The sequence below is a fragment of the Streptoalloteichus tenebrarius genome (genome assembly GCF_024171885.1).
In the GTDB taxonomy this organism is placed as follows: Bacteria; Actinomycetota; Actinomycetes; order Mycobacteriales; family Pseudonocardiaceae; genus Streptoalloteichus; species Streptoalloteichus tenebrarius.
Genome location: NZ_JAMTCP010000008.1, coordinates 78462 through 101177 on the forward strand (window position 1 = coordinate 78462; position 22716 = coordinate 101177).

The 22716-nt window shown below is 73.3% G+C and carries 21 protein-coding genes; 16 read left to right on the plus strand and 5 right to left on the minus strand.

Annotation, left to right across the window (positions count from 1 at the left end):
• Positions 1–86 precede the first annotated feature (86 nt).
• The 5 genes from pdxT to LX15_RS10355 all read left to right on the plus strand — a co-directional run bounded on the left by pdxT (position 87) and on the right by LX15_RS10355 (position 3763).
• Positions 87–707: a pyridoxal 5'-phosphate synthase glutaminase subunit PdxT gene (gene pdxT, locus LX15_RS10335; protein ID WP_308213441.1), complete on the plus strand. Its 621-nt coding sequence runs from the start codon at positions 87–89 to the stop codon at positions 705–707.
• A gap of 220 nt (positions 708–927) precedes the next feature.
• A complete protein-coding gene (locus LX15_RS10340) occupies positions 928–1680 on the plus strand; it encodes a YebC/PmpR family DNA-binding transcriptional regulator (protein WP_253669301.1) in 753 nt (250 codons plus the stop codon).
• A 141-nt stretch (positions 1681–1821) separates the two neighbouring features.
• On the plus strand, positions 1822–2331 hold the full coding sequence (locus LX15_RS10345) for a DUF4262 domain-containing protein (RefSeq protein WP_253669302.1): 510 nt from the start codon (positions 1822–1824) through the stop codon (positions 2329–2331).
• On the plus strand, positions 2328–2837 hold the full coding sequence (locus tag LX15_RS10350) for a DUF4262 domain-containing protein (protein WP_253669303.1): 510 nt from the start codon (positions 2328–2330) through the stop codon (positions 2835–2837). Before LX15_RS10345 ends, LX15_RS10350 begins: the two co-directional genes overlap by 4 nt.
• 59 nt (positions 2838–2896) lie before the next feature.
• Complete coding sequence (locus LX15_RS10355) at positions 2897–3763, plus strand: class I SAM-dependent methyltransferase (RefSeq protein WP_253669304.1); 867 nt, start codon at positions 2897–2899, stop codon at positions 3761–3763.
• A 924-nt stretch (positions 3764–4687) separates the two neighbouring features.
• On the opposite strand, the gene LX15_RS10360 is transcribed toward LX15_RS10355, so the two are convergent.
• Together LX15_RS10360 and LX15_RS10365 are read right to left on the minus strand one after the other, a co-directional pair.
• Entirely contained in the window at positions 4688–5947 is a 1260-nt protein-coding gene (locus LX15_RS10360) for a glycosyltransferase (RefSeq protein WP_253669305.1), read from the minus strand.
• A 20-nt stretch (positions 5948–5967) separates the two neighbouring features.
• A complete protein-coding gene (locus LX15_RS10365; protein ID WP_253669306.1) occupies positions 5968–6450 on the minus strand; it encodes a GbsR/MarR family transcriptional regulator in 483 nt (160 codons plus the stop codon).
• A gap of 209 nt (positions 6451–6659) precedes the next feature.
• Here LX15_RS10365 and ruvC point away from each other — a divergent pair, with 209 nt between their 5' ends.
• From ruvC to LX15_RS10405, 8 genes are all read left to right on the plus strand, one after another.
• The gene (ruvC, locus tag LX15_RS10370; RefSeq protein WP_253669307.1) at positions 6660–7304 is read left to right on the plus strand and encodes a crossover junction endodeoxyribonuclease RuvC; all 645 of its coding nucleotides are present in this window, start codon (positions 6660–6662) and stop codon (positions 7302–7304) included.
• A complete protein-coding gene (gene ruvA, locus LX15_RS10375; RefSeq protein WP_253669308.1) occupies positions 7301–7915 on the plus strand; it encodes a Holliday junction branch migration protein RuvA in 615 nt (204 codons plus the stop codon). The genes ruvC and ruvA overlap by 4 nt, the downstream gene beginning before the upstream one ends.
• A gap of 6 nt (positions 7916–7921) precedes the next feature.
• Positions 7922–8989 carry a Holliday junction branch migration DNA helicase RuvB gene (ruvB, locus tag LX15_RS10380; protein ID WP_253669309.1) on the plus strand — a complete coding sequence of 356 codons (1068 nt, stop codon included), beginning with the start codon at positions 7922–7924 and terminating at the stop codon, positions 8987–8989.
• A gap of 139 nt (positions 8990–9128) precedes the next feature.
• A complete protein-coding gene (yajC, locus tag LX15_RS10385) occupies positions 9129–9503 on the plus strand; it encodes a preprotein translocase subunit YajC (RefSeq protein ID WP_253669310.1) in 375 nt (124 codons plus the stop codon).
• A gap of 169 nt (positions 9504–9672) precedes the next feature.
• Positions 9673–11436 carry a protein translocase subunit SecD gene (gene secD / locus LX15_RS10390; protein ID WP_253669311.1) on the plus strand — a complete coding sequence of 588 codons (1764 nt, stop codon included), beginning with the start codon at positions 9673–9675 and terminating at the stop codon, positions 11434–11436.
• A 1-nt stretch (position 11437) separates the two neighbouring features.
• The gene (gene secF / locus LX15_RS10395; protein WP_253669312.1) at positions 11438–12670 is read left to right on the plus strand and encodes a protein translocase subunit SecF; all 1233 of its coding nucleotides are present in this window, start codon (positions 11438–11440) and stop codon (positions 12668–12670) included.
• A gap of 137 nt (positions 12671–12807) precedes the next feature.
• Entirely contained in the window at positions 12808–13368 is a 561-nt protein-coding gene (locus LX15_RS10400; protein ID WP_253669412.1) for an adenine phosphoribosyltransferase, read from the plus strand.
• 432 nt (positions 13369–13800) lie between these two features.
• Positions 13801–16101 carry a RelA/SpoT family protein gene (locus LX15_RS10405; RefSeq protein WP_253669313.1) on the plus strand — a complete coding sequence of 767 codons (2301 nt, stop codon included), beginning with the start codon at positions 13801–13803 and terminating at the stop codon, positions 16099–16101.
• A 103-nt stretch (positions 16102–16204) separates the two neighbouring features.
• Here LX15_RS10405 and LX15_RS10410 read toward each other — a convergent pair whose 3' ends face one another.
• Positions 16205–17014 carry a peptidylprolyl isomerase gene (locus LX15_RS10410; protein ID WP_253669314.1) on the minus strand — a complete coding sequence of 270 codons (810 nt, stop codon included), beginning with the start codon at positions 17012–17014 and terminating at the stop codon, positions 16205–16207.
• Between the two features lie 227 nt (positions 17015–17241).
• On the opposite strand from LX15_RS10410, the gene LX15_RS10415 reads away from it, so the two are divergent.
• The 3 genes from LX15_RS10415 to LX15_RS10425 are packed head-to-tail and all read left to right on the plus strand — an operon-like array spanning position 17242 to position 19866.
• Entirely contained in the window at positions 17242–17949 is a 708-nt protein-coding gene (locus tag LX15_RS10415; protein WP_253669315.1) for an MBL fold metallo-hydrolase, read from the plus strand.
• 10 nt (positions 17950–17959) lie between these two features.
• Positions 17960–19234 carry a histidine--tRNA ligase gene (gene hisS / locus LX15_RS10420; RefSeq protein WP_253669316.1) on the plus strand — a complete coding sequence of 425 codons (1275 nt, stop codon included), beginning with the start codon at positions 17960–17962 and terminating at the stop codon, positions 19232–19234.
• Positions 19231–19866: a hypothetical protein gene (locus LX15_RS10425; protein ID WP_253669317.1), complete on the plus strand. Its 636-nt coding sequence runs from the start codon at positions 19231–19233 to the stop codon at positions 19864–19866. The genes hisS and LX15_RS10425 overlap by 4 nt, the downstream gene beginning before the upstream one ends.
• A gap of 77 nt (positions 19867–19943) precedes the next feature.
• On the opposite strand, the gene qcrC is transcribed toward LX15_RS10425, so the two are convergent.
• Positions 19944–20756 carry a cytochrome bc1 complex diheme cytochrome c subunit gene (gene qcrC / locus LX15_RS10430; protein WP_253669318.1) on the minus strand — a complete coding sequence of 271 codons (813 nt, stop codon included), beginning with the start codon at positions 20754–20756 and terminating at the stop codon, positions 19944–19946.
• A gap of 157 nt (positions 20757–20913) precedes the next feature.
• On the minus strand, positions 20914–22704 hold the full coding sequence (locus LX15_RS10435) for a YibE/F family protein (protein ID WP_308213442.1): 1791 nt from the start codon (positions 22702–22704) through the stop codon (positions 20914–20916).
• Positions 22705–22716: the final 12 nt, after the last annotated feature.

Here is a 22716-nt window from a genome sequence, read left to right on the forward strand (position 1 = left end):
CGGGACGGGCGGGAGCCCGACCCGGCCCCCTCGTCGTTCTCTACCCTTGACCAGGAACCACCCGTCCACCACCGGAGGCTGACACCGTGTCCCTCGCCCAGCCCGTCGTCGGCGTGCTCGCCCTCCAGGGCGACGTCCGGGAGCACCTCATGGCGCTCGCCGAGGTCGACGTGCTCGCGCGCCCCGTGCGCCGCCCCGAGGAACTGGCCGAGGTGCACGGCCTGGTGCTGCCGGGCGGCGAGTCCACGACCATGAGCCGCCTGCTGGAGACCTTCGAGCTGCTGGAGCCGCTGCGGGCCCGGCTCGCCGAGGGCATGCCGGCCTACGGCTCGTGCGCCGGCATGGTCCTGCTGGCGAGCAAGGCGCTCGACGGCCGGCCCGACCAGCACCAGCTTGAGGCGATCGACATGGTCGTGCGGCGCAACGCCTTCGGCAGGCAGGTCGACTCCTTCGAGGCCGACCTGGACTTCGCCGGCCTGCCCGACGGGCCCCTGCGCGCGGTGTTCATCAGGGCGCCGTGGGTGGAGTCGGTCGGCGGCGCGGTCGAGGTGCTGGCGAGGGTGCCCGACCACCCGGCGGCCGGGGCGGCCGCCGGTAGGATCGTCGCGGTTCGCCAGGGGCACGTGCTCGCCACCGCGTTCCACCCGGAGCTGACCGGGGACGGGCGCGTGCACCGCCTGTTCGTGGAGACCGTGCGCGCGGCCTGACGTGGCGGGCGCCGCCCGCGCGGCGCCCGACGGGGCTCGCGCGCGGCGCCCACGCCGGCGCCGCCGACGCGGAGCCGGGCACGGGCGGGCGGCGAAGCGGTATCGCTGCGTGGGCAAGTGGGCGACGCAGCGTCGATCTGGAGGCGGGCACGGGCGGGTCGAGGTCGCCCCTCGTGGCCGCCGACCGGGTGCGGGGGTCCCGCACGACACAGGAGGAGAGATGAGCGGCCACTCCAAGTGGGCCACCACCAAGCACAAGAAGGCCGCCCTCGACGCCAAGCGCGGCAAGCTGTTCGCGAAGCTCATCAAGAACATCGAGGTCGCCGCGCGGACCGGAGGGGGTGACCCCGACGCCAACCCGACGCTGTTCGACGCGGTCCAGAAGGCACGGAAGAACTCCGTGCCGATGGACAACATCCAGCGGGCGATCAAGCGCGGGTCGGGCGCGGAGGCGGGCGGCGCCGACTACCAGACGATCATGTACGAGGGCTACGGCCCCAGCGGCGTCGCCGTCCTCATCGAGTGCCTGACCGACAACCGCAACCGCGCGGCCAGCGAGGTCCGCACCGCGATGACCCGCAACGGCGGCAACATGGCCGACCCCGGCTCGGTGGCGTACCTGTTCACCCGCAAGGGCGTCGTGATCGTGCCGAAGAACGGGCTGTCCGAGGACGACGTGCTCGGGGCCGTGCTCGACGCCGGCGCCGAGGAGGTCAACGACCTCGGCGAGAGCTTCGAGGTCGTCAGCGAGGCCGGCGACCTGGTCGCCGTGCGCACCGCGCTCCAGCAGGCCGGCATCGACTACGACTCGGCGGAGGCCAACTTCCTCCCGTCGACGTCGGTGCCGCTGGACGCCGAGGGCGCGCGGAAGGTCTTCAAGCTGATCGAGGCGCTCGAGGACTGCGACGACGTGCAGAACGTCTACGCCAACATGGACGTGGCGGACGACGTGCTGGCCGAGGTCATGGGCTGAGGCCCCCGCGCCGAGGCGGGGACGGTGTCCTCCAGGAGCCCCCGCGGCGACCGCCGCGGGGGCTCCTGTCGTCCTCCCCGGCCGTCGGGCGCGGGCTCGCCCTCGTGCCCGGCGTCACCCGCCGCCCGGCAGAATGGGGGCGTGCGGCGCGAGGGCAATGGCCACCGGGAGCGACTGGAGGCCGAGCTGCGGTCCAGGGTGGACGGTGAGGGCTACGCCGTGCTCGCGGTCTTCGACCCGGACGACGAGGCCCCGCCCCTCACGTACACCGTGGGGATCTGGCGGGGCACGGGCGCGCCCGAGGTCATCGCGGTCGGTGTCGACCACGAGCTGGGCGCGGCGCTGGTCGAGGAGTACGTGCGGCGCTGCCGCGCCGGCGAGCGGTTCGAGCCGGGCCGGCGGTACGACGGGTTCCTGGAGGGGCTGCCCGTCACGTTCGAGTGGGTCAGCGCCGAGCACCACCGGGAGTGGCTGGGCTCGGCCAGCGTGGTCTACCCCGACGGCGACTTCCGCATGCTCCAGCTCCTGGTGCCCGACCCCAGCGGGGTGTGGCCGTGGCAGCCGGGAGCGCCGCACGAGTTGGTGAGGGGCCAGCCGGTGCTGACCGCGTCCGGCCGGCCGGAGAGCTGGGACCCGGAGGAGGGGCCGTGACGGTCAGCGACACGAGGAGCGACGAGGACCTGCGGCGCTGGCTGCTGGACACGGCCGAGGAGCACGGCGCGGCCGTCATCCAGATCGACGGGACCGAGGACGCCGCGCCGTTCGCGTTCACCGTCGGCACGTGGCGGCGCTGCGGCGTGCCGGAGGCCGTGGTCATCGGCCTGCCGCCCGAGGTGGCGCAGGCGGTGCTCAACACCTACGTCGCCAGGGCGGGCGCGGGGGAGCGGTTCCGGCCGGGCGAGCTGTACGACGGGTTCCTGGAGGGCTGCCCGGTCACGTTCGAGCGGGTGGCGTCGCAGTACTACCCCGAGTACTTCGGGCACGCGTTCCTGGTGTACCGGACCGGCCAGTTCGCCGCCGTGCAGATGGTGGTCTCGGCCCCGGACGGGAGCTGGCCGTGGCAGGAGGACGCGCCGGGCGGGTTCGCGCGGTGGCAGCCGGTGCTGACCGACAGCGGCGCGCCGGAGAGCTGGACGCCGGGCGTCGACGGCCCCTGACCGAGGTCAAGATCGAAAATCGGTGGCAGCGCGGGGTCCCCGAGGCGCTGAATGGGGTTATGGACAAAACCCCCGGAACGACCCCGCCCCGCCCCGCCGGGGCAGGCGTCGACGCGATGATGGAGACCAACCGGGCCAACTGGGACGCCAGGGCCGGGGTGCACGAGGGAAGCCGGTTCTACGACGTGGCCGGGCTGCTGCGCGGTGAGGACCACCTCGCCCCGTTCGAGTACGCCGAGCTGGGCGACCTGAGGGGCCGGGACCTGGTGCACCTCCAGTGCCACCTGGGCACGGACACCGTGTGCCTGGCCAGGGCGGGGGCCAGGGCCGTCGGCCTGGACTTCTCCGAGGAGTCGGTGGCCAGGGCGCGGCGCATCGCCGAGGACGCCGGCCTGGACATCGAGTACGTCAGGGCGAACGTCTACGACGCCGTCTCCGCGCTGGGCGGCCGCACCTTCGACGTGGTGCACACCGGCAAGGGCGCGTTGAACTGGCTGCCCGACCTCGGCGAGTGGGCCAGGGTCGCCGCCGCGCTGCTGCGCCCCGGCGGCATGCTGCACGTGGTCGAGTTCCACCCGCTGTTCACGGCCGGCGCGGACGAGCAACCGGACCTGGCGCGGCGGCTGGTGCTCGACTGGGACTACCTGGCGACGGGGGAGGCGAGCCGGTTCGACGGCGGGGACACCTACACCGACGGCCCGGCGGTCACGGGCATGACCGAGACGTACGAGTGGTCCTACGGGCTCGGCGACGTGGTGGGCGCGGTGCTTGACGCGGGGCTGCGGCTGGTGTCGCTGGCCGAGCACGACATCAGCCCGTGGGCGCGGTGGGAGGGGATGCGCCCCGACGGCCGGTGGTGGCGGATGCCCGAGGGCGCGCCGAAGCTCCCCCTGTTGTTCTCGTTGCGCGCGGTCCGCGACGCCTGACGCCCGCCGGTCACGGTCCCCGCGGAGGCCGGGCAGGAAGGGTGTCCACAAGGGACACGCGCCGTGGGCGCCCTTCCTCGTCCTCCGGGGTCTCCCGGGGCCTCTCCGGGTCCTCCCCAAGTCGTCCCGGGGCCTCTCCGGGGCCTCCCAAGTCCTCCCGGGTCCCTTCGGGATGTTCTCTCCCGAGAACCACACCGCTCCCACCCGTCCTGGGCGACGAGCGCCGTACCGGCTGTCACGGCCGGCTCCCACGAGACACCCCCCACCCGTCCCGGGGGGCGAGCCCCGCGTCCAGCCTATCGGCGAACCCCGGGGCGCCGCCCGACGAGAACCGCCACCTGTGGACAACTCCGGGGCATGGGGATAACTCGGCTCCCGGACGAGTGGAAGTACGCCCCTGTCGGGGGTTCTGCCTCTCGGCCTCTTGCGTTCCGGTGGGTTCTGGGAAGTCGAGGGGCTCCGCATCCGGCGTGAGGTGGCGGCGCTCCAACCTCACGCTGGTGTCACGACCCCTCACGCTGGTCACCCTCGTGCGGGTGACACCCCTCGTGCGGGTGACACCCCTCGCGCCCGTCACCGGTGACCTCGGTCGGGGCTGCACCACCAGATCTCGACCGGGCACCGCGGCGCGGACGGCTCGGACCGGCGACAACAAGCGACCACAAGGAATCCAGCGCGGAACACAGCACGGAAGTCCAGCGGGAGCGCAGGCGAGACATCAGCCAGGAGCTTCCGACAGGGCGGCGCCACAGTTGAGCCGAACATCGCGCCGAGGCCCGCCACCGCCCCAGCCGCGCATGATGAGCGCGGCAGCGGGTGTCGGCCTCGGCGTGCCATCGCCGCTCATGACCGTTCGTCGCGGTGCCGCCGCCGGGACGTCGCCGGGGCGTCGCCAGGACGTCGCCGCCGGTCTCCTCATCGGCGTCATCGCCCGCCGGCGCGCTCGATTCGCTCCACGGCCATGACCACCTTGCCCGCCCCGTCCTCGACGGCGATCCGCCTGGCCAGCGCCCGCGCGCGCCGCCGGTACGACTCGTCCGTCACCGCCTGGCGGATCAGTGAGGCGAGGCGTTCCACCGACAGCTCCTTCAGGGGCGCCGATCCCGGACTGACCCCGACGAGCCGCAGGCGTTCCGCCCACCACGGCTGGTCGGCGAGCACCGGGGTCAGCACCGCCGGCACGCCCGCGCGCAGCCCCGCGCCCGTCGTGCCGGCCCCGCCGTGGTGCACGACCGCCGCCATCTGGGGGAACAACCAGTCGTGGGGGACGGTGTCGACGGTGAGCACGTCGTCGCCGTCGGCCGTCATCCCCGCCCAACCCGCCTGCACCACGCCACGGACCCGCGCGCGGCGCAACGCCGCCGAGACGATGCCGGACAGCCGCTCGCTCTCCCCGGGGCTCATGCTGCCGAACCCGACGAACACCGGCGCCGGGCCGGCGGCCAGGAAGTCCACCAGCGCGGGCGGCGGCTCCCATCCCGGCGCGCGCTCCGGCCACCAGTACCCCACCACGTCGACGCCTGGCCGCCAGTCGCCCGGCCGGGGCACGACCGAGGGGCTGAACCCGTGCAGGATCGGGTATCTCGGGTTCTCCAGCATCTCCGCCCGCACGGCGGCGAAGCGCGTCGGCGGGAGGCCCAGGCGTTGGCAGAACTCCCTCATCGCGCCGTCGAAGGGAGTCGGCATGTGCGCGGCGAGCCGGGTGAGCAACCGGGTCCCCCTCGGGCCGAGGGACAGCCCGCCGAGGGAGGGGAGGGGGAACTCCGCCGTCGGCACGCCGGGGAACAGCTCCAGCGCCATGCTCGGGACGCCCATGGCCTTCGCCACCAGGTAGCCGTGCACCATCACGCCTCGTTGGAGGAGCAGCACCTCGGCCCCCTCGGCGGCCCTGACGACGTCCTCGCCCAGGTTCGCCATGAGCCGCTGCCCCATCCGGATGTTGTTGCGGATGCCGCGCAGCCCGGTCCCCCCTCGCTGCCACTCCCTGCCCTCCTCGGAGGACAGCATGGACCGGGTGTCGCTCGACATGGGCCGGAACTCGCAGCCGGTGGCCCGCACCATGTCCGCGAAGCCGGTCTCGGTCGCGATCGCCACGTCGTGGCCGGCCGTCCGCAGCCGCGCCGCCACGCCCGTGTAGGGCGCGACGTCGCCCCGTGACCCGATCGTCAGGATGACGACTCTCATCGTTGCCCCCAGTCACCCGCCTACTCGCGGTGCTCGGCGTCCCAGCGTTCGAACATGGGCTCCACCTCCTCGACCAGCCACCGGAACACGTCCTCGGCGGCCAGGACGCGCGCGGCGCGGGGCGACCCCTCGGGGAACATCGCCCTGCCCCGCCGGGTGATGTCGAGGAACTCGGCCAGCCCGGCGAACCGCTGGCGCAGCACCGTCGCCCAGGCGTCGTCCGCGATGCGGTAGTAGGTGGTGCGCTCACCGGGACGGGTGACTGCCTGCACGAGCTTCGACAGGGTCAGCATCCGGAGGGTGCCGGTCAGTGACGCCCGGCTCGCCCGGATGGCCTCGGCGATGTTCGCCGCCGACTGTTCCCTCGGCTCGCACACCATCAGCCAGCCCAGCGCGCGGCCCGTGATCGGGGGCCACCCGCTCAGCCGCATGAAGTAGGTCGCCACCTGTTCCGCCCACGCCCGCAGCTCGTCCAGCTCCGGTTCGCGCCTCTCCTCGCCCATCGCCGTGAAGTACAGCAATGGTCGAACTAGTTGTCAATTACAGACACAACTGAAAAGCATGCGTGTGCATGAAGAGTCGTTCGAGGGAACGTTCCTCGTCGGGCGTGCCGCACGTTGTCCGATCGATCGAACGAACTAGGGTCTCGAACGGGTGTTCGTCGGTCGGGTGGCCCCGGGCTGGTGCCGCTGCTGGTGACGAGGAGGCGCGCGTGCGGGTGCTGGGTGTCGACCCCGGCCTGACCCGGTGCGGGATCGGCGTGGTCGACGGCGGCCCCGGCCGCAGCGTGCGCTGCGTGGACGTCGGGGTGATCCGCAGCCCCGTCGACGCCGACCTCGCGCACCGGCTGCTCGCCGTGGCCGACGGCGTCGAGGAGTGGCTGGACCGGCACCGCCCCCAGGTCGTGGCGGTCGAGCGGGTGTTCAGCCAGCACAACGTGCGCACCGTGATGGGCACCGCCCAGGTCAGCGGGATCGTGGCGCTGGCCGCCGCCCGGCGCGGCCTCCCGGTCGCCTTCCACACCCCCAGCGAGGTCAAGGCCGCCGTCACCGGCTCGGGCCGCGCCGACAAGGCCCAGGTGACGACCATGGTCACCCGGCTGCTCCAGCTCGCGGAGGCGCCCCGACCCGCCGACGCCGCCGACGCGCTGGCCCTGGCCGTGTGTCACCTGTGGCGGGGACCGATGCTCGCCAGGATGGCCGAGGCCGAGGCGAGGGCCGCCGAGCTGGCCCGCGCGCACCGCGCGCGACTGGCCGACGCGGAGCGGCGCGCCAGGAGGGGCGCCGACGCCGGCACGGGACGAGCCGGCGCGGGACGAGCCGGGGCAGGACGAGCAGAGGCAGGAGGAGCAGGGTGATCGCATCGGTCCGCGGGCCCGTGTTGTCGGTCGGGCTGGACCACGCCGTGGTGGAGGTCGGCGGGGTCGGCCTCGCCGTGCACGCCACCCCGTCGACGCTGGCCACGCTGCGCAGGGGCGAGGAGGCCGCGCTGGCCACCGCCCTCGTCGTGCGGGAGGACTCGCTCACCCTCTACGGCTTCGCCGACGCCGAGGCGCGGGACCTGTTCGGCCTGCTCCAGACCGTGACCGGGGTCGGGCCGCGCCTGGCGCTGGCGACTTTGGCCGTGCTGGAGCCGGACAAGCTGCGGCACGCCATCTCCGACGGCAACATCACCATCCTCACCCAGGTGCCGGGCATCGGCCGCAAGGGCGCGGAGCGCCTGGTGATCGAACTGCGCGACAAGATCGGCGCGTTCGCCAACGTCGGGACGGACGGCGCGTCGTCCGCCGTGGACACCCGGCGGGTCAGGGCCGAGGTGTGCGAGGCGTTGGTGGGCCTCGGGTTCTCCGCCAAGCAGGCCGAGCAGACGGTCGACGCGGTGCTCGCCGAGACCGACGGCGCGCCGGCCGCCACGGAGACCTCCTCGGTGCTGCGCCGGGCGCTGGTCGTGCTCGGCAGGAAGAAGTAGGCCCCGATGGACGACGCCATCCACGACCCCTGGCCCCCGGTCGAGGCCCCGCTGTCGCCGCGCGCCGAGCCCGGCGACGGCGACGTGGACGCCACGCTGCGGCCCCGTCGCCTCGCCGAGTTCGTCGGCCAGTCCCGGGTGCGCGAGCAGCTCGAACTCGTCCTGGAGGGCGCGCGGCGCCGCGGCGCGCCCCCCGACCACGTCCTGCTGTCCGGCCCGCCCGGCCTGGGCAAGACCAGCCTCGCGATGATCATCGGTGCCGAGCTGGGCAGCGCGGTTCGGGTCACCTCGGGCCCCGCCCTGGAGCGCGCCGGCGACCTGGCCGCCATGCTGTCCAACCTCGTCGAGGGCGACGTGCTGTTCATCGACGAGATCCACCGGATCGCCCGGCCCGCCGAGGAGATGCTCTACCTGGCGATGGAGGACTTCCGGGTCGACGTGGTCGTCGGCAAGGGCCCGGGCGCCACCAGCATCCCGCTGGACATCGCCCCGTTCACCCTCGTCGGCGCGACCACCCGCTCGGGTGCGTTGACCGGGCCGCTGCGCGACCGGTTCGGCTTCACCGCGCACATGGAGTTCTACTCCCCCGAGGAGCTGGAGCGGGTGCTCCGGCGCTCGGCCGTGATCCTCGGCGTCGACCTGCGGCCGGACGGCGCCGAGGAGGTCGCCCGGCGGTCGCGGGGCACGCCCCGGATCGCCAACCGGCTGCTGCGGCGCGTGCGCGACTACGCGGAGGTGCGGGCCGACGGGGCGGTGACCAGGGAGGTCGCCCGCGCGGCCCTGGAGGTGTACGACGTCGACGAGCTGGGCCTCGACCGGCTGGACCGGGCCGTGCTCGGCGCGTTGGTGCGGTCCTTCGGCGGCGGCCCGGTCGGCGTGTCCACCCTCGCGGTCGCCGTGGGCGAGGAGCCCACGACGGTGGAGGAGGTGTGCGAGCCGTACCTGGTCCGGGCGGGGATGCTCGCCAGGACTCCACGCGGTCGGGTGGCCACCGTCGCCGCGTGGCGGCACCTCGGCCTGGAGCCGCCCCAGCACGCCCCCGGCGAGGATTCGCCCACGTCGTCCGAGGAGTGAGTGGGGTCGCGGCGCGCGGCGGGCGTCGTGACCGCCGCCTCATGCCCCGTGCGCCGCGTTTGGCACACTCGATGACGGCACCCCGCAAAACCGGACGAAACAACCAGGCGGCGCAACGGCGTCGCCGGAGACGAGAACGATGGACGCCTCCTTCCTCTTCCCCCTTCTGATCATCCTGCTCGCCGTGCCGCTGTTCCTGAGCACGCGGAAGCAGAAGAAGATGATGCAGGAGATGCAGGCCCTACAGAACTCGCTCGGCCCCGGCGACCGGGTGATGACGACCTCCGGCCTGTACGGCACCGTCGTCGGGACCGACGAGGACACCCTCGACGTCGAGATCGCGCCGGGCGTGGTGACCACCTGGCTGCGGGCGGCCGTGCGGGAGAAGGTCACCACCGACACGGCGTCGACCGCCGCCACCTCGGACGAGACCAGCGCCGCCGACACCGCCACCGACAAGGCGGACGGCCCGCAGGTCGCCCCGCCTCTGGAGCAGGGCAACAACGGCCGGTAAGAATGCGTGAGCGCTCGGTGGGGTGCGGCACACACCGAGCACAACCGATCACCGGTACGCTGCGCCCCCGCCCGGTGCTGACGGTTCGCGCTGTCAGACTGGGCGGGGGCGCGCACCGCGTTCGCGGGGCGTGCCGTTACCGACGTGTGGTTGAGGAGACGGACGCACCGTGGCACCTCCGGCCGGGCAGATCCGCCCAGGGCGATACCTGGCGGCCTTCGCCCTGATCGTCGCCGTGCTCTACGCGCTGGTGTTCTTCACCGGCGACGGCAAGGCGACCCCCAAACTGGGCATCGACCTCCAGGGCGGGACGCGGGTGACGCTCACCGCGCGCTCCCCCGACGGCACGCCCCCCACCAGGGAGGCGCTGAACCAGGCCAAGGCCATCATCGACCAGCGGGTCAACGGCCTCGGCGTCAGCGGCGCCGAGGTCGTCCTGGACGGCAACAACCTGGTCATCACGGTGCCGGGCGAGGAGAGCGACCAGGCCAAGAACCTGGGGCGCACCGCCGAGGTGAACTTCCGCAAGGTCGTCACCGCCCTGCCGGCCCAGCCGCAGCCGGCCCCGTCGACCCAGTCCTCGGCTCCGGCCGCGCCCCCCGGCCAGGGCGGACAGCCCGGCCAGGCCGGGAACACGACGGCCGCGACGCCGACCGGGACGTCCGGGGCCCCGTCCGCCGGCGCCAAGCCGCAGGGCCGCCCGGTGCCGGCGGCCGAGCAGCAGCCGCCGACCACCACGCCCAGCCCGACGCCGAGCACCACCCCCGCTCCGGCGCAGGACCCGAACGCGGCCGTCGACCCGAAGGCCGCCGAGGAGATCCGCAAGGCCAAGGAGCTGCGGCAGAGCACGGACCCCGCCGTGCAGCAGCAGGCGCTGCTCCAGCTCGACTGCTCCCAGACCGACCCGCTGCGCGGCAACGACGACCCCAACCTGCCGCTGGTGACCTGCTCCGAGGACAGGACCGAGAAGTTCGTCCTCGACAAGGTCTTCCTGCCGGGCAAGGAGGTCGCCACCGCGAACGCGGTGCCCACCCCGAACGGCCCCGGCTTCATCGTCGAGCTGGACTTCAAGAGCGGCGGCGCCAAGACCTGGGGTGACTTCACCTCGGCCAACGTGGGCCAGCGGGCCGCGTTCGTGCTGGACACCCAGGTGGTCTCGGCGCCGAGGATCAACGAGGCGATCCTGGGCGGCAAGACCCAGATCAGCGGGCAGTTCAACCAGCAGTCGGCCACCGAGCTGGCCAACGTCCTGAAGTACGGCGCGCTGCCGCTGTCCTTCGGCTCCTCCGAGGCCGAGACGGTGTCCGCGACGCTGGGCCTGGCCTCGCTCAAGGCCGGCCTGCTCGCCGGCGCGATCGGCCTGGCGCTGGTCTTCGTCTACTGCCTGTTCTACTACCGCGCGCTCGGCGTGCTGACGATCCTGTCGCTGGCGCTGTCCGGCGTGCTGGTGTACGCGGTGCTGGTGCTCATCGGCCGGTGGATCGGCTACACGCTCGACCTCGCCGGCGTCGCCGGGTTCATCGTCTCGATCGGCATCACCGCCGACTCGTTCATCGTGTTCTTCGAACGCCTCAAGGACGAGGTCCGCGAGGGCCGCTCGTTCCGCTCGGCCGTGCCGAGGGCGTGGACCAGGGCGCGGCGCACGATCCTGTCCGCCGACGCGGTGAGCTTCCTGGCCGCGGCCGTGCTGTACGTCCTGGCGGTGGGCCAGGTGAAGGGCTTCGCCTTCACCATGGGCATGTCCACCGTCCTCGACCTCGTCGTGGTGTTCCTCGCGACGCACCCGCTGGTCGTGTACGCGTCCCGGTCCAAGTTCCTGTCGCGGCCGAGCCTGTCCGGCCTCGGCGGGATGCAGCGGATCGGCGCCAGCAACCGCGCGGCCGCCGCGGCCGCCGCCGGCAAGGTCACCTCGACGTCCGTGAAGGAGGCGTGACGTGGCCAGCACCGAGACCACCACGCAGACCCCGCGCGCCGGGTTCTTCGTCCGCCTCTACAGCGGCAACGGCGCGCTCGACATCGTCGGCAAGCGGCGGCGCTGGTACGCGGCGATCCTGGTCGTGGCCGTGCTCTGCGTCGGGTCGATGGCGATCAGGGGCTTCAACCTCGGCATCGACTTCCAGGGCGGCACCAAGATCCAGATGCCGACGGCCGGCGCGAGCGGGCCGATCGACAGCGGCCGGGTCGAGGAGGTCTTCAGCTCGACCCTGGGCAAGCCGGTCGCGTCGACCCAGACCGTGGGCACGGGCGCGAGCGCGAGCATCCAGGTCCGGTCGGAGGCGCTGTCCACCACCGAGGTCGCCAAGCTCAAGCAGGCGCTGTTCGACCAGTTCAAGCCGCTGGGCAGGGACGGCCAGCCCAGCATGCAGGCGATCAGTGACAGCCTGGTCAGCGAGTCGTGGGGCGGGGAGATCACCAAGAAGGCGCTGATCGCGCTGGTCGTCTTCCTGGTGCTGGTGACGGTGTTCCTCGCGTTCTACTTCGAGCGGTGGATGGCCGTGGCCGGCCTGATCGCGCTCGGCCACGACCTCGTGATCACCGCGGGCGTGTACTCGCTGGTCGGCTTCGAGGTCACTCCGGCCACGGTCATCGGTCTGCTGACGATCCTGGGCTTCTCGCTCTACGACACGGTCGTGGTGTTCGACAAGGTCAAGGAGAACACCAGGGGCATCCTCGGGCTGACCCGCCGCACCTACGCGGAGGCGGCCAACCTGGCGGTGAACCAGACGTTCATGCGGTCGATCAACACCACGTTGATCGCGGTGCTCCCGGTGCTGGGCCTGCTGGCGATCGGCGTCGGCCTGCTCGGCGTCGGCACCCTGAAGGACCTGGCGCTGGTGCAGGTCACCGGCATGATCGCCGGCGCGTTCTCGTCGATCTTCCTGGCGACGCCGCTGCTGGTCGACTTCAAGCTGCGGGACAAGGCCTACCAGCAGCAGGCGGCCAGGGTCGCGGCCCGGCGGGCCAAGCTGGCCAACCGGGACGCCCAGTCGACCGAGGTCGCCGGTGACGCGGACGACGCGGAGTCGCTGGACGCCGAGCTGCGGCACGAGCGCGCCCTCGCGGCCGCCGCGAGCGTGCCGGCCAGGACCAGCAGGGCGAGCGACGCGCGGCGGACCCGGCGGCCGGCCGGCAAGGCGGCCCGCCCGACCGGGAAGCGCGGCCGGTGACCGAGCCCGTGGCCGAGGCGATGTCGGGGGCGGTGTCGGAGACAGCGCCCGAGAAGGCGTCCGAGACGGCGCCGGAACCGGTGACCGGAAGAACGAGTGGGGCGATGACGAACCCGACCGAGGGGTTGAACGCCGGGATGGTGCGGCTCGCCGCGGCGCTGACGCGGCTTGGCGAACTGTCCGGCGACCTGGAGCGCGCCAGGGGCCTGATCAGGGAGGTGCCGGACTTCCCGGAGCCCGGTGTGCTGTTCCGGGACATCAGCCCGGTGCTGGCCGACCCGGAGGCGTTCCGCGCCGTCGTCTACGGCATGGTGCGGCAGGTGCCCGAGTTCGACCTGGTGCTCGGCGTGGAGGCCAGGGGCTTCCTGCTCGGGGCGGCCGTCGCGTACGCGTGCGGTACCGGCGTGGTCGGCGTGCGGAAGCCGGGCAAGCTGCCGGTGGTCGCGCACCGCGTGGACTACACGCTGGAGTACGGCACCGCCACGCTGGAGCTGCCGGAGGACACCGTCCGCCCTGGGCAGCGGGTGCTCGTGGTGGACGACGTGCTGGCCACCGGGGGCACCGTGCTCGCGGCGTCCGAGCTGGCCCGTCGCGCCGGCGCGCAGGTGGTCGGCGTGTCGGTGGCGCTGGAGCTGTCCGCGCTGGGCGGCAGGGAGCGGCTGACCGACCTGCCCCTCCAGGTGGTCTTCACCGCCTGAGCCTCGTTCTCACGAGGTCGTTCTCGCGGCGTTCTCACGGCGTGTGGCCCGTCGGGATGGCTCCCGGCGGGCCACACGTGTGTTCACCAGCCCCCGAAACGGGCATCCCGATCAGGGGACGGCACGGCGGACGGCCGGGAAGGACCCTCGGCACTCACACTTTCGGGTGTCATCCGAATGGGGGGTTGTGCCGGGGGAGGGGTGACCCGGACCGGACGGCGTCCCGCCCGTCGGGAACGTTCGGCGCGGCTGACCCGGCGCTGGCCGGCGGACGCGACGGTCCCACCGTTCGCCGCAGGGCGTCACCCTGTGGGAAGGGATGGCCGCTGCTGAGCGTTATCCTCGACACCCGGGCACCTCGGGCGCCCGGAACGGGAGTTTCCGCAGCTCGTCCGGGACCGGGCGGGCCTGGATCGTCAGCCGGGAGCGTGCGTGAGCCAAGACGTCGAGCCCGCCGCGTCGGCGCAGCCCCTGTCATCGCGTCAGCCGTCGGCCACCCGTCGGGTGCGGGCGCGGCTCGCGCGTCGCATCACGGCGCAGCGCGCCGCGCCGGTCAAGCAGGTGCTGGAGCCGCTGGCCGCCGTCCACCGCGAGCTGCACCCCAAGGCCGACCTGGCGCTGTTGCAGCGCGCCTACGACGTGGCCGAGGAGCGGCACCGGGGGCAGCGCCGCAAGTCCGGCGACCCCTACATCACCCACCCGCTCGCGGTGGCCACGATCCTCGCCGAGCTGGGCATGGACACCACGACCCTGGTGGCCGCCCTGCTGCACGACACGGTCGAGGACACCGACTACTCGCTCGACCAGATGCGCGCCGACTTCGGTGACGAGGTCGCCCACCTGGTCGACGGCGTCACCAAGCTGGACAAGGTCAAGCTGGGCGCCGCGGCCGAGGCCGAGACCATCCGCAAGATGGTCATCGCCATGGCCAGGGACCCCAGGGTGCTGGTCATCAAGCTCGCCGACCGGCTGCACAACATGCGCACCATGCGGTTCCTGCCGCCGGAGAAGCAGGCCCGCAAGGCCAGGGAGACGCTGGAGGTGCTGGCCCCGCTGGCGCACCGGCTGGGCATGGCCACCGTGAAGTGGGAGCTGGAGGACCTGGCCTTCGCCATCCTCCAGCCGAAGAAGTACGACGAGATCGTCCGGCTGGTGGCCAACCGGGCGCCCTCGCGCGACATCTACCTGCGCAAGGTCATCGCGGAGCTGTCGGCGCACCTCGGAGAGGCCAGGATCACCGCCAGGGTGGAGGGCCGGCCGAAGCACTACTACTCCATCCACCAGAAGATGATCGTGCGGGGCAGGGACTTCGACGACATCCACGACCTGGTGGGCGTGCGCATCCTGGTGGACGAGGTGCGGGACTGCTACGCGGCGATGGGCGTGGTCCACGCGCTGTGGCAGCCTATGCCGGGCCGGTTCAAGGACTACATCGCGCAGCCGAGGTTCGGCGTCTACCAGTCGCTGCACACGACGGTGATCGGGCCGGACGGCAAGCCGCTGGAGGTCCAGATCCGGACCCACGAGATGCACCGCACCGCCGAGTACGGCATCGCGGCGCACTGGCGGTACAAGGAGACCAAGGGCACGCATCGCGGCCGGTCGGTCGAGATCGACGAGATGGCGTGGATGCGGCAGCTCCTCGACTGGCAGCGGGAGGCGGCCGACCCCGGCGAGTTCCTGGAGTCGCTGCGGTACGACCTGGCGGCCCTGGAGATCTTCGTCTTCACTCCCAAGGGTGACGTGATCACGCTGCCCGCGGGGTCGACCCCGGTGGACTTCGCCTACGCGGTGCACACCGAGGTGGGCCACCGCTGCATCGGCGCGCGGGTGAACGGCCGGCTGGTCGCGCTGGAGCGCAAGCTGGAGAACGGCGAGGTCGTCGAGATCTTCACCTCGAAGGCCGAGGGTGCCGGTCCGAGCAGGGACTGGCTGTCGTTCGTCTCCTCCCCGAGGGCGAAGACCAAGATCAAGCAGTGGTTCGCCAAGGAGCGCCGCGAGGAGGCCATCGAGGCGGGCAAGGAGGCGATCGGCCGCGAGGTGCGGCGGGTCGGCCTGCCGTTGCAGCGCCTGGTGTCGGCCGACTCGATGACGGCGCTGTCCCGCGAGCTGCGCTACACCGACGTGAGCGCGCTGTACGCGGCGGTCGGCGAGGGGCACGTCTCCGCGCGGCACGTGGTGCAGCGGCTGGTGGCGTTGATCGGCGGCGTCGAGCACGCCGAGGACGAGCTGGCCGAGCGGATGACGCCGTCGACCGTCGTGCGCCGCAGGGGCGTGGGCGACGCGGGCGTCGTCGTGAAGGACACCTCCGACGTGTGGGTGAAGCTGGCCCGGTGTTGCACGCCGGTGCCGGGTGACGACATCCTCGGCTTCGTTACCAGGGGTGGCGGGGTCAGCGTGCACCGCACCGACTGCACCAACGCCGACGACCTGCGGTCCTCGCCGGAGCGGCTGGTGGAGGTGGAGTGGGCGCCGTCGTCGTCCTCGGTGTTCCTGGTGGCCATCCAGGTGGAGGCGCTGGACCGGCACCGGCTGCTGTCGGACGTGACGAAGGTGCTCGCCGACGAGCGGGTGAACATCCTGTCGGCCTCGGTCACCACGTCGCGCGACCGGGTGGCGGTCAGCCGGTTCACCTTCGAGATGGGCGACCCCAAGCACCTGGGCCACGTCCTCAAGGCCGTCCGCAACGTCGAGGGCGTCTACGACGTCTACCGCGTCACGTCGGCCTCCTGACCGGACCGCGCGGGATCGGCTGACGCCGGAACGCGGAGGACCCCCGGGCACGCGCCCGGGGGTCCTCCCGTGTGTGTCGCTCGTCGGGACCGCCGACGAGGGGTCAGTTCGCGACCACGGCCTCGTTGATCGTGACCGGGAGCTTCGGCTTGCCGCCCCCGGGGGAGGGGTCGAGCGAACCGTCGTGGCCCGCGGCGGCGATCTTGTCGATCACGGCCAAGCCCGTCGCGTCGATGGTTCCGAACACGGTGTAGTTCGGCGGGAGCTGCGAGTCGCCGTAGACCATGAAGAACTGGCTGCCGTTGGTGTTCGGGCCGGCGTTGGCCATGGCCAGCGTGCCCCGGGTGTACTTCATGTCCGGCTTGGTCTCGTCCTTGAACGAGTAGCCGGGGCCGCCTCGACCGGTGCCGCTGGGGTCGCCGCACTGGAGGACCTTCAACCCTTCGCCCGTGCTGAGCCGGTGGCAGGAGGTCTTGTCGAAGAACTTCGCCTTGGCCAGGTGGACGAAGCTCTGCGTGGTGCAGGGGGCCTTCGCCCGGTCCAGGGTCAACGGGACGTCGCCCTGGTCGGTCTTCAGGGTGACCTGCGTGGTGCCCTGGTTGGGCGTGGGGTTCGGGTCGTCCGGCATGGACACCTGCTTGCCGCCGGTCTTCTCGCCCGGCGTCTCCAGGTAGGCGCACGGCCCACCGGTGGTCTTGCCCTCCGGGGTGGAGCTCTCCGACGGCTGCGCCGCCATGTCGGTCTTGCCGTCGCGGGTCGCGAGGTAGTAGACGCCGCCGGCGACGACCACGGTCGCCGCGATGGCGGACACCACCCCCAACAGCCGGCGCCGCCTGGCGCGTTGGGCACGACGCTCCAGTTGACGCTCCAGCTTCCGCTTGGCGTTCTGGCGGCGCTGCTCGTTGCTCGGCACCTGCTCCTCCCGATGGTCGACCAACCGCTGGTGACAGGCGGGGAGTCTAGGGCGACAGCGTGTGAGGTCCGTATAGCGGTCCGCTCAGGGGTCCCCGCCCACCGGCCGGGTGAGGCGCTGATCGCGCCGAAGTGTCGCGGTCCGGTCCTCTAGGCTGGTCGCCGGGCGGACGCCGTCCGCCAGCCCCGCCGTGTGCCCCTTCCCGGCTCGCTCTGGAGGTCCGCGCCGTGCTCGTCGTCGGGTTCCCGTCCGGCCCGCTCCAGGCCAACTGCTACCTGCTGGCCCCGGGCGAGGGCTCGCCCTGCGTCGTGGTCGACCCGGGGCAGGACGTGGTGGAGCCGCTGGCCGAGCAGCTCAGGAAGCACCGGCTGACGCCGGTCGCCGTCCTCCTCACGCACGGTCACTTCGACCACTGCTTCTCGGTGGCCCCGGTCTGCGACGGCAACGACATCCCGGCCTGGGTGCACCCCGAGGACCGCGCGCTGCTCAGCGACCCCGGCAGGGGGCTGGGCGTGGAGACGCGGGCGATGTTCGGCGGCGCGCTGGAGATGCGGGAGCCGGCCGAGGTCAGGGAGCTGTCCGACGGCGCCGAGCTGGACCTGGGCGGCCTCCGGATCACCGTCGCGCACACCCCGGGCCATACCGGCGGGTCGGTGTCGTTCCACACCGGCACCGAGGAGGGCGGGCGGCTGATGCTGTCCGGGGACACCCTCTTCGCCGGGTCGATCGGGCGCACCGACCTGCCGGGCGGCGACCACCGGCAGATGCTGGAGACGCTGCGCACCAGGGTGTTGCCGCTGCCGGACGACACCGTGGTGCTCCCCGGCCACGGACCCACGACGACCATCGGCCGTGAGCGCGTCAGCAACCCGTTCCTGCTGGGGCTGGACCCCGACGGGGCCGACGCGCCGGCCGCACCGCACCGAGGACTGTGAACGAGAGCAGATGACCACCTTCACCGCCCCCAAGGGCATCCCCGAGTACTACCCGCCGCAGTCCGCGGCGTTCCTGGCCGTGCGCGAGACCCTGGCCGAGGCGGTCCGGCGCGCCGGCTACGGCTACATCGAGCTGCCGGTCTTCGAGGACACCACGCTGTTCGCCAGGGGCGTCGGCGAGTCCACCGACGTGGTGACCAAGGAGATGTACACCTTCTTCGACCGGGGCGACCGGTCGGTGACGCTGCGCCCCGAGGGCACCGCGGGCGTCATGCGGTCGGTGATCGAGCACGGCCTCGACCGCGGCCAGCTTCCGGTGAAGCTGTTCTACACCGGCCCGTTCTTCCGCTACGAGCGGCCGCAGGCCGGCCGGTACCGCCAGCTCCAGCAGCTCGGCGTGGAGGCGATCGGCGTGGACGACCCGGCGCTGGACGCCGAGGTGATCGCGATCGCCGACGCCGGCTACCGCGCGCTGGGGCTGTCCGGCTACCGGATCGAGCTGACCTCGCTCGGCGACGCGACCTGCCGGCCCGCCTACCGGGAGAAGCTCCAGGAGTTCCTCCGGAAGTTGCCCCTCGACCAGGAGACCCGGCAGCGCGCCGAGGTCAACCCGCTGCGCGTGCTCGACGACAAGCGGCCCGAGGTGCGGGACATGGTCGAGGACGCGCCGCTGATGGTCGACCACCTGTCGCCGGAGTGCCGCGAGCACTACGAGCGGGTCAAGGGGCACCTGACCGACCTCGGCGTGAAGTTCACCGAGAACCCGCGCCTGGTCAGGGGACTGGACTACTACACCAAGACCACCTTCGAGTTCGTGCACGACGGGCTGGGCGCGCAGTCCGGCATCGGCGGCGGCGGCCGGTACGACGGCCTGATGGCCGAGCTGGGCGGCCAGCCGCTGTCCGGCGTCGGGTTCGGTCTCGGCGTGGACCGGACGCTGCTGGCCTGCCAGGCCGAGGGCCTGACCGTGGGTGACCAGGCCCGGTGCGACGTGTTCTGCGTGCCGCTGGGCGAGGCCGCCAAGGCCAGGCTCGTGGCGTTGGCCGGGCAGTTGCGTGCCGCCGGGGTCCGGGTCGACCTCGCCTACGGGGGCAAGAGCCTCAAGGGCGCGATGAAGGCCGCCGACCGCTCTGGCGCGCGGTACGCGCTCGTGCTGGGCGAGCGGGACCTGGCCGAGGGCGCGGCCCAGCTCAAGGAGCTGGCCAGCGGGGAGCAGCGGCCGGTGACCCTGGACGAGGCCGTGCCGGCCGTGCTGGCGGCGTTGGGGAGGTCGACCGAGCGGTGACCGGGCAGCAGCGGCAGGAGGTCGTTCCCCTGGACCTGCTCGACCCGCCGGTGGTGCGGCGGCGGGCGTGGTCCGTGGCGTTGGGCGCGCTCCTGGTCGCCGCCGCGTTCGGCGGGATCGTGGGCCTGTTCGGCGGGGTGGTGGCCGGGTTGGTCACCGCCGCGGTGATCGGCCTCCCGCTGCTGCTGCTCGCGCTCGTCGAGGCGCGCCGACGGACCTGGCTGGCGGACGGGACGCTCGCGGTGCGCGGGCTGGGCACGCGCCGGGTCGCCCTCGCCGGCGCCACGCTCGACCTGCTGGTGACCGACACGCGGGGTGTGCGGACGATCGGGATGCTGGTGAGCGGGCGGGGCAGGGCGATCAACCTCGCCCTGGCGATGTACGCGGGGACCGGCGGTCGGGAGCTGGGCATCGTGCAGCTCCGGCGGCTCGCCGACGCGCTGGCCGCGACCGGTGAGGCGTCGGGCCTGGTGTTCTCGCAGCTCCTGGTCGCCCAGCTCCGGGCGGAGGCCAGGGGCGACGCCGCGCCGGAGCGCCCGCTGTACCAGATCGCGTCGCTCGCTCCTGGCGGGCGTCTCGCGCAGAAGCTCACCGCCCCGGTGGTGGCGCGGTTCGTCACCACGCTGGACTGAATCGGACCGGGACCGGGACCGGGCCGGGCTCGGCCAGGCCGGACCGGGGTGGGCCGGTCGCCCCACCTCCGGCGGGGTCAGGCGCGGCTGCCGATCCACACGGCGGTCGCGACCATCGCGGCCATGCCGAAGATCCAGACGACCACGCCCTCCGGGCCGGGGCCGTAGCCGCCCAGCGGGTTGCCGCCGGGGTTGTTGCGCCCCTCGGCCACCGACCGGACGTAGGCGATGATGTTCCGCTTCTCGTCGGGGGAGAGCTGGCGGTCGGAGAACTTGGGCATGGTGTCGGGGCCGGTGAGCATGGCGGTGTAGATCTGCTCCTCCGTCGCCGGGTCCAGGCTCGGCGCGGACTTCCCCGACGACAGCGCGCCACCCCTGCCCGTGAAGTTGTGGCAGGACGCGCAGTTCAGCCGGAACAGCTCGCCGCCCCTGGCCGGGTCGTCCCCGCGCAGGGCCGCGCCGCGCTGGTCCGGGCGCCTCGGCCCTCCGCCCGTGGCCCACACGAACGCGCCCAGCGCGTCGATCTCCTCCGGTGAGAACTGGGGCGGGGTGCGGTACGCCTCGGGCCCCTGGCTGGTCAGCGGCATGCGCCCGGTGGAGACCTGGAAGAACACGGCGGCCTCGCCCACGCCGACGAGACTCGGTCCCCGCCCCGGCACCCCCTCCAGGTTGGCCCCGTGGCAGGTGACGCAGGAGGTGCGGTAGAGGTCGGCGCCCTGGCGCACCAGCGCCGGGTCCTGCGCGTGGGCGGGCGACGGGTCGGGCGCGAGCCACGCGTGGGCAGCGCCGGCGCCGAGGAGGCCCAGCGCGAGGGCGAGCGGGGCGGGCACGCGACGCGGCCCCCGGCGGCGGGGTCGGGGACGTCCGGTTTCACCCGAGAACGCGCGCATGGCTGACCCGTTCCACGTCGACGACATCGTCCACGCGCATTACGGCACAGCCGTGCGGAGCGCGCCGCCGTTCGTCCGCTCGTTCACCCAGGTCACCGCCTGATGGGAGGACACCCGGAGGTGAGCCGCCGTCGTGCGGCGGCGGTGCCGCGAGGAGCTACGGACGCCGTGCCGGGCGGTGGGGCAGTGGGTGGTGCGTGGGCGGGCGAGCGTCGACCACGGGAATGGGGGCGGTCGGCGCGTCCATGTCCACGGCGCGACGCCGGGTCGGGGCCGCGGTGGGCCAGGCGGGCGGCGGGGAATGCTCCTCCGGATTCCGGTGCGCGGGAGACGCGGTCGGCCCTGTCGGGGTCCGGCGGGGAGTGGGCCTGTCCTTGTCGGTCTTCGGTCGGGCGCGTGGTGTCTCGTCGTCCCGGGCGCCGCTGACGGGCGCGCGAGCGTGTGCGACATCGGAAGTACGGCGTTCGTTCCCGCTGTCGGGGGCGTGATCGTCCGTGACATCCGAGGGGCCGGACTGTCGCGCCTCATCCGGGTTGGGATCGTTCGCGATGGCCGTCGAGGCCGGGGTGGAGTCCGAGGCGGGCTCGGCGGGCGGCGGCTCGTGCACGGCGACCCACGCGGCCAGCGCCGTGGTGACCGGGACGGCCGCCACCAGCCCGACGCTGCCCACCAGGGTCCGCACCACCTCCGAGGCGACCACCTGCGCGGTCACCACCTCGCCGAAACTCCGGCCGGACACCGAGTAGGCCAGCAGCATCGGCAGGGCCGCGCCCGCGTAGGCCATGAACAACGTGTTGACCGCCGAGCCGACGTGGTCCCGTCCGATCCGCAGGCCGGCCGCGTAGAGCTGCCGCCAGCCCAGGGCCGGGTTGGCCCTGCGCAGCTCCCACACCGCGCTGGCCTGCGTGACGGTCACGTCGTCCAACACGCCCAGCGCGCCGATGAGCACGCCGGCCAGGAGCAGTCCCCTGGCGTCGATGCCGTGGCCGAGCAGGCCGATCAGGTTGGCGGTGTCCTCGTCGAGGCCGGTGAGCCTGGTCGCGGCGGCGAAAGCCCAGCCGAGCGCGCCGATCAGGACCAGGCTGGCCAGGGTCCCGAGCACGGCGGTGGAGGTGCGCGCGGTGCGGCCGTGCGTGAGGTACAGGGCGACGAACATGATCACCCCGGAGGCGACGACCGCCACCGCGACCGGGCTGCGCCCGGCGAGGATCGCCGGCAGCACGAACCAGGTCAGCACCCCGAAGCTGATCACCAACGCGCCGAGCGCGGCCAGTCCGCGCCAGCGGGCCAGCACCAGCACGGCCAGCGCGAACACCCCGCCGAGCACGGCGAGCGGCCACCCGCGTTGGAAGTCGACGAGCTGGTACGAGCCCGCGTCCCTCGGGTCGGCGCCGGCGTAGGCCAACACCACGCGGTCGCCCACGGTGTACGTCGGGGTGCTGGGCTCCCGCGGGACCCGCTGCTGGATCAACAGGCCGACGGCCGGCCCGTCGGTGAGCCGCACGGTGACCGTCAGGCACTCCGTGGCGTCTCCGGCGGCGTGCGGGGAGGGCGGGGGAGGAGGCTGGTTCCCCGTCGTGCACGGGCTGCTCGCCACCGCCGTGACCTCGGCGTGCACCGGCATCTGGTGCGCGCCGAGCTTGTCGCTCGTCGTGGGCTCCTGGCCGAAGGGGTAGAGCAGGAGCACCCCGACCAGCGACGCGAGCGCGCAGGGCACGAGCAGGGCGGCGAGCAGGAGCCGCACCCGGCGCGACGCGGGCTCGACCGGCCCGTGGCCGTGTCCGTGTCCATGTCCATGTCCATGACCGTGGCCGTGCGCGGGCAGATCGGGTTCGGGGGAGCGGTCCTCCGCCCGGCGGGTCCGGGCGCGGCGGGGGGAACGCGGCGTGGCGGTCGCCGTGGGCCGGGACTCGGCCGACGGCGACCGCCGCCCGTCGCTGGTCGTCACCCGTCACATAGT

Excerpts from the sequence above, each read along its gene's own strand:
- LX15_RS10340 (WP_253669301.1), top strand. The coding sequence starts at position 928 with ATGAGCGGCCACTCCAAGTGGGCCACCACCAAGCACAAGAAGGCCGCC.
- LX15_RS10355 (WP_253669304.1), top strand. The coding sequence starts at position 2,897 with ATGGACAAAACCCCCGGAACGACCCCGCCCCGCCCCGCCGGGGCAGGC.
- LX15_RS10360 (WP_253669305.1), bottom strand. The coding sequence starts at position 5,947 with ATGAGAGTCGTCATCCTGACGATCGGGTCACGGGGCGACGTCGCGCCC.
- LX15_RS10365 (WP_253669306.1), bottom strand. The coding sequence starts at position 6,450 with ATGGGCGAGGAGAGGCGCGAACCGGAGCTGGACGAGCTGCGGGCGTGG.
- ruvB (WP_253669309.1), top strand. The coding sequence starts at position 7,922 with ATGGACGACGCCATCCACGACCCCTGGCCCCCGGTCGAGGCCCCGCTG.
- yajC (WP_253669310.1), top strand. The coding sequence starts at position 9,129 with ATGGACGCCTCCTTCCTCTTCCCCCTTCTGATCATCCTGCTCGCCGTG.
- LX15_RS10400 (WP_253669412.1), top strand. The coding sequence starts at position 12,808 with ATGGTGCGGCTCGCCGCGGCGCTGACGCGGCTTGGCGAACTGTCCGGC.
- hisS (WP_253669316.1), top strand. The coding sequence starts at position 17,960 with ATGACCACCTTCACCGCCCCCAAGGGCATCCCCGAGTACTACCCGCCG.
- qcrC (WP_253669318.1), bottom strand. The coding sequence starts at position 20,756 with ATGCGCGCGTTCTCGGGTGAAACCGGACGTCCCCGACCCCGCCGCCGG.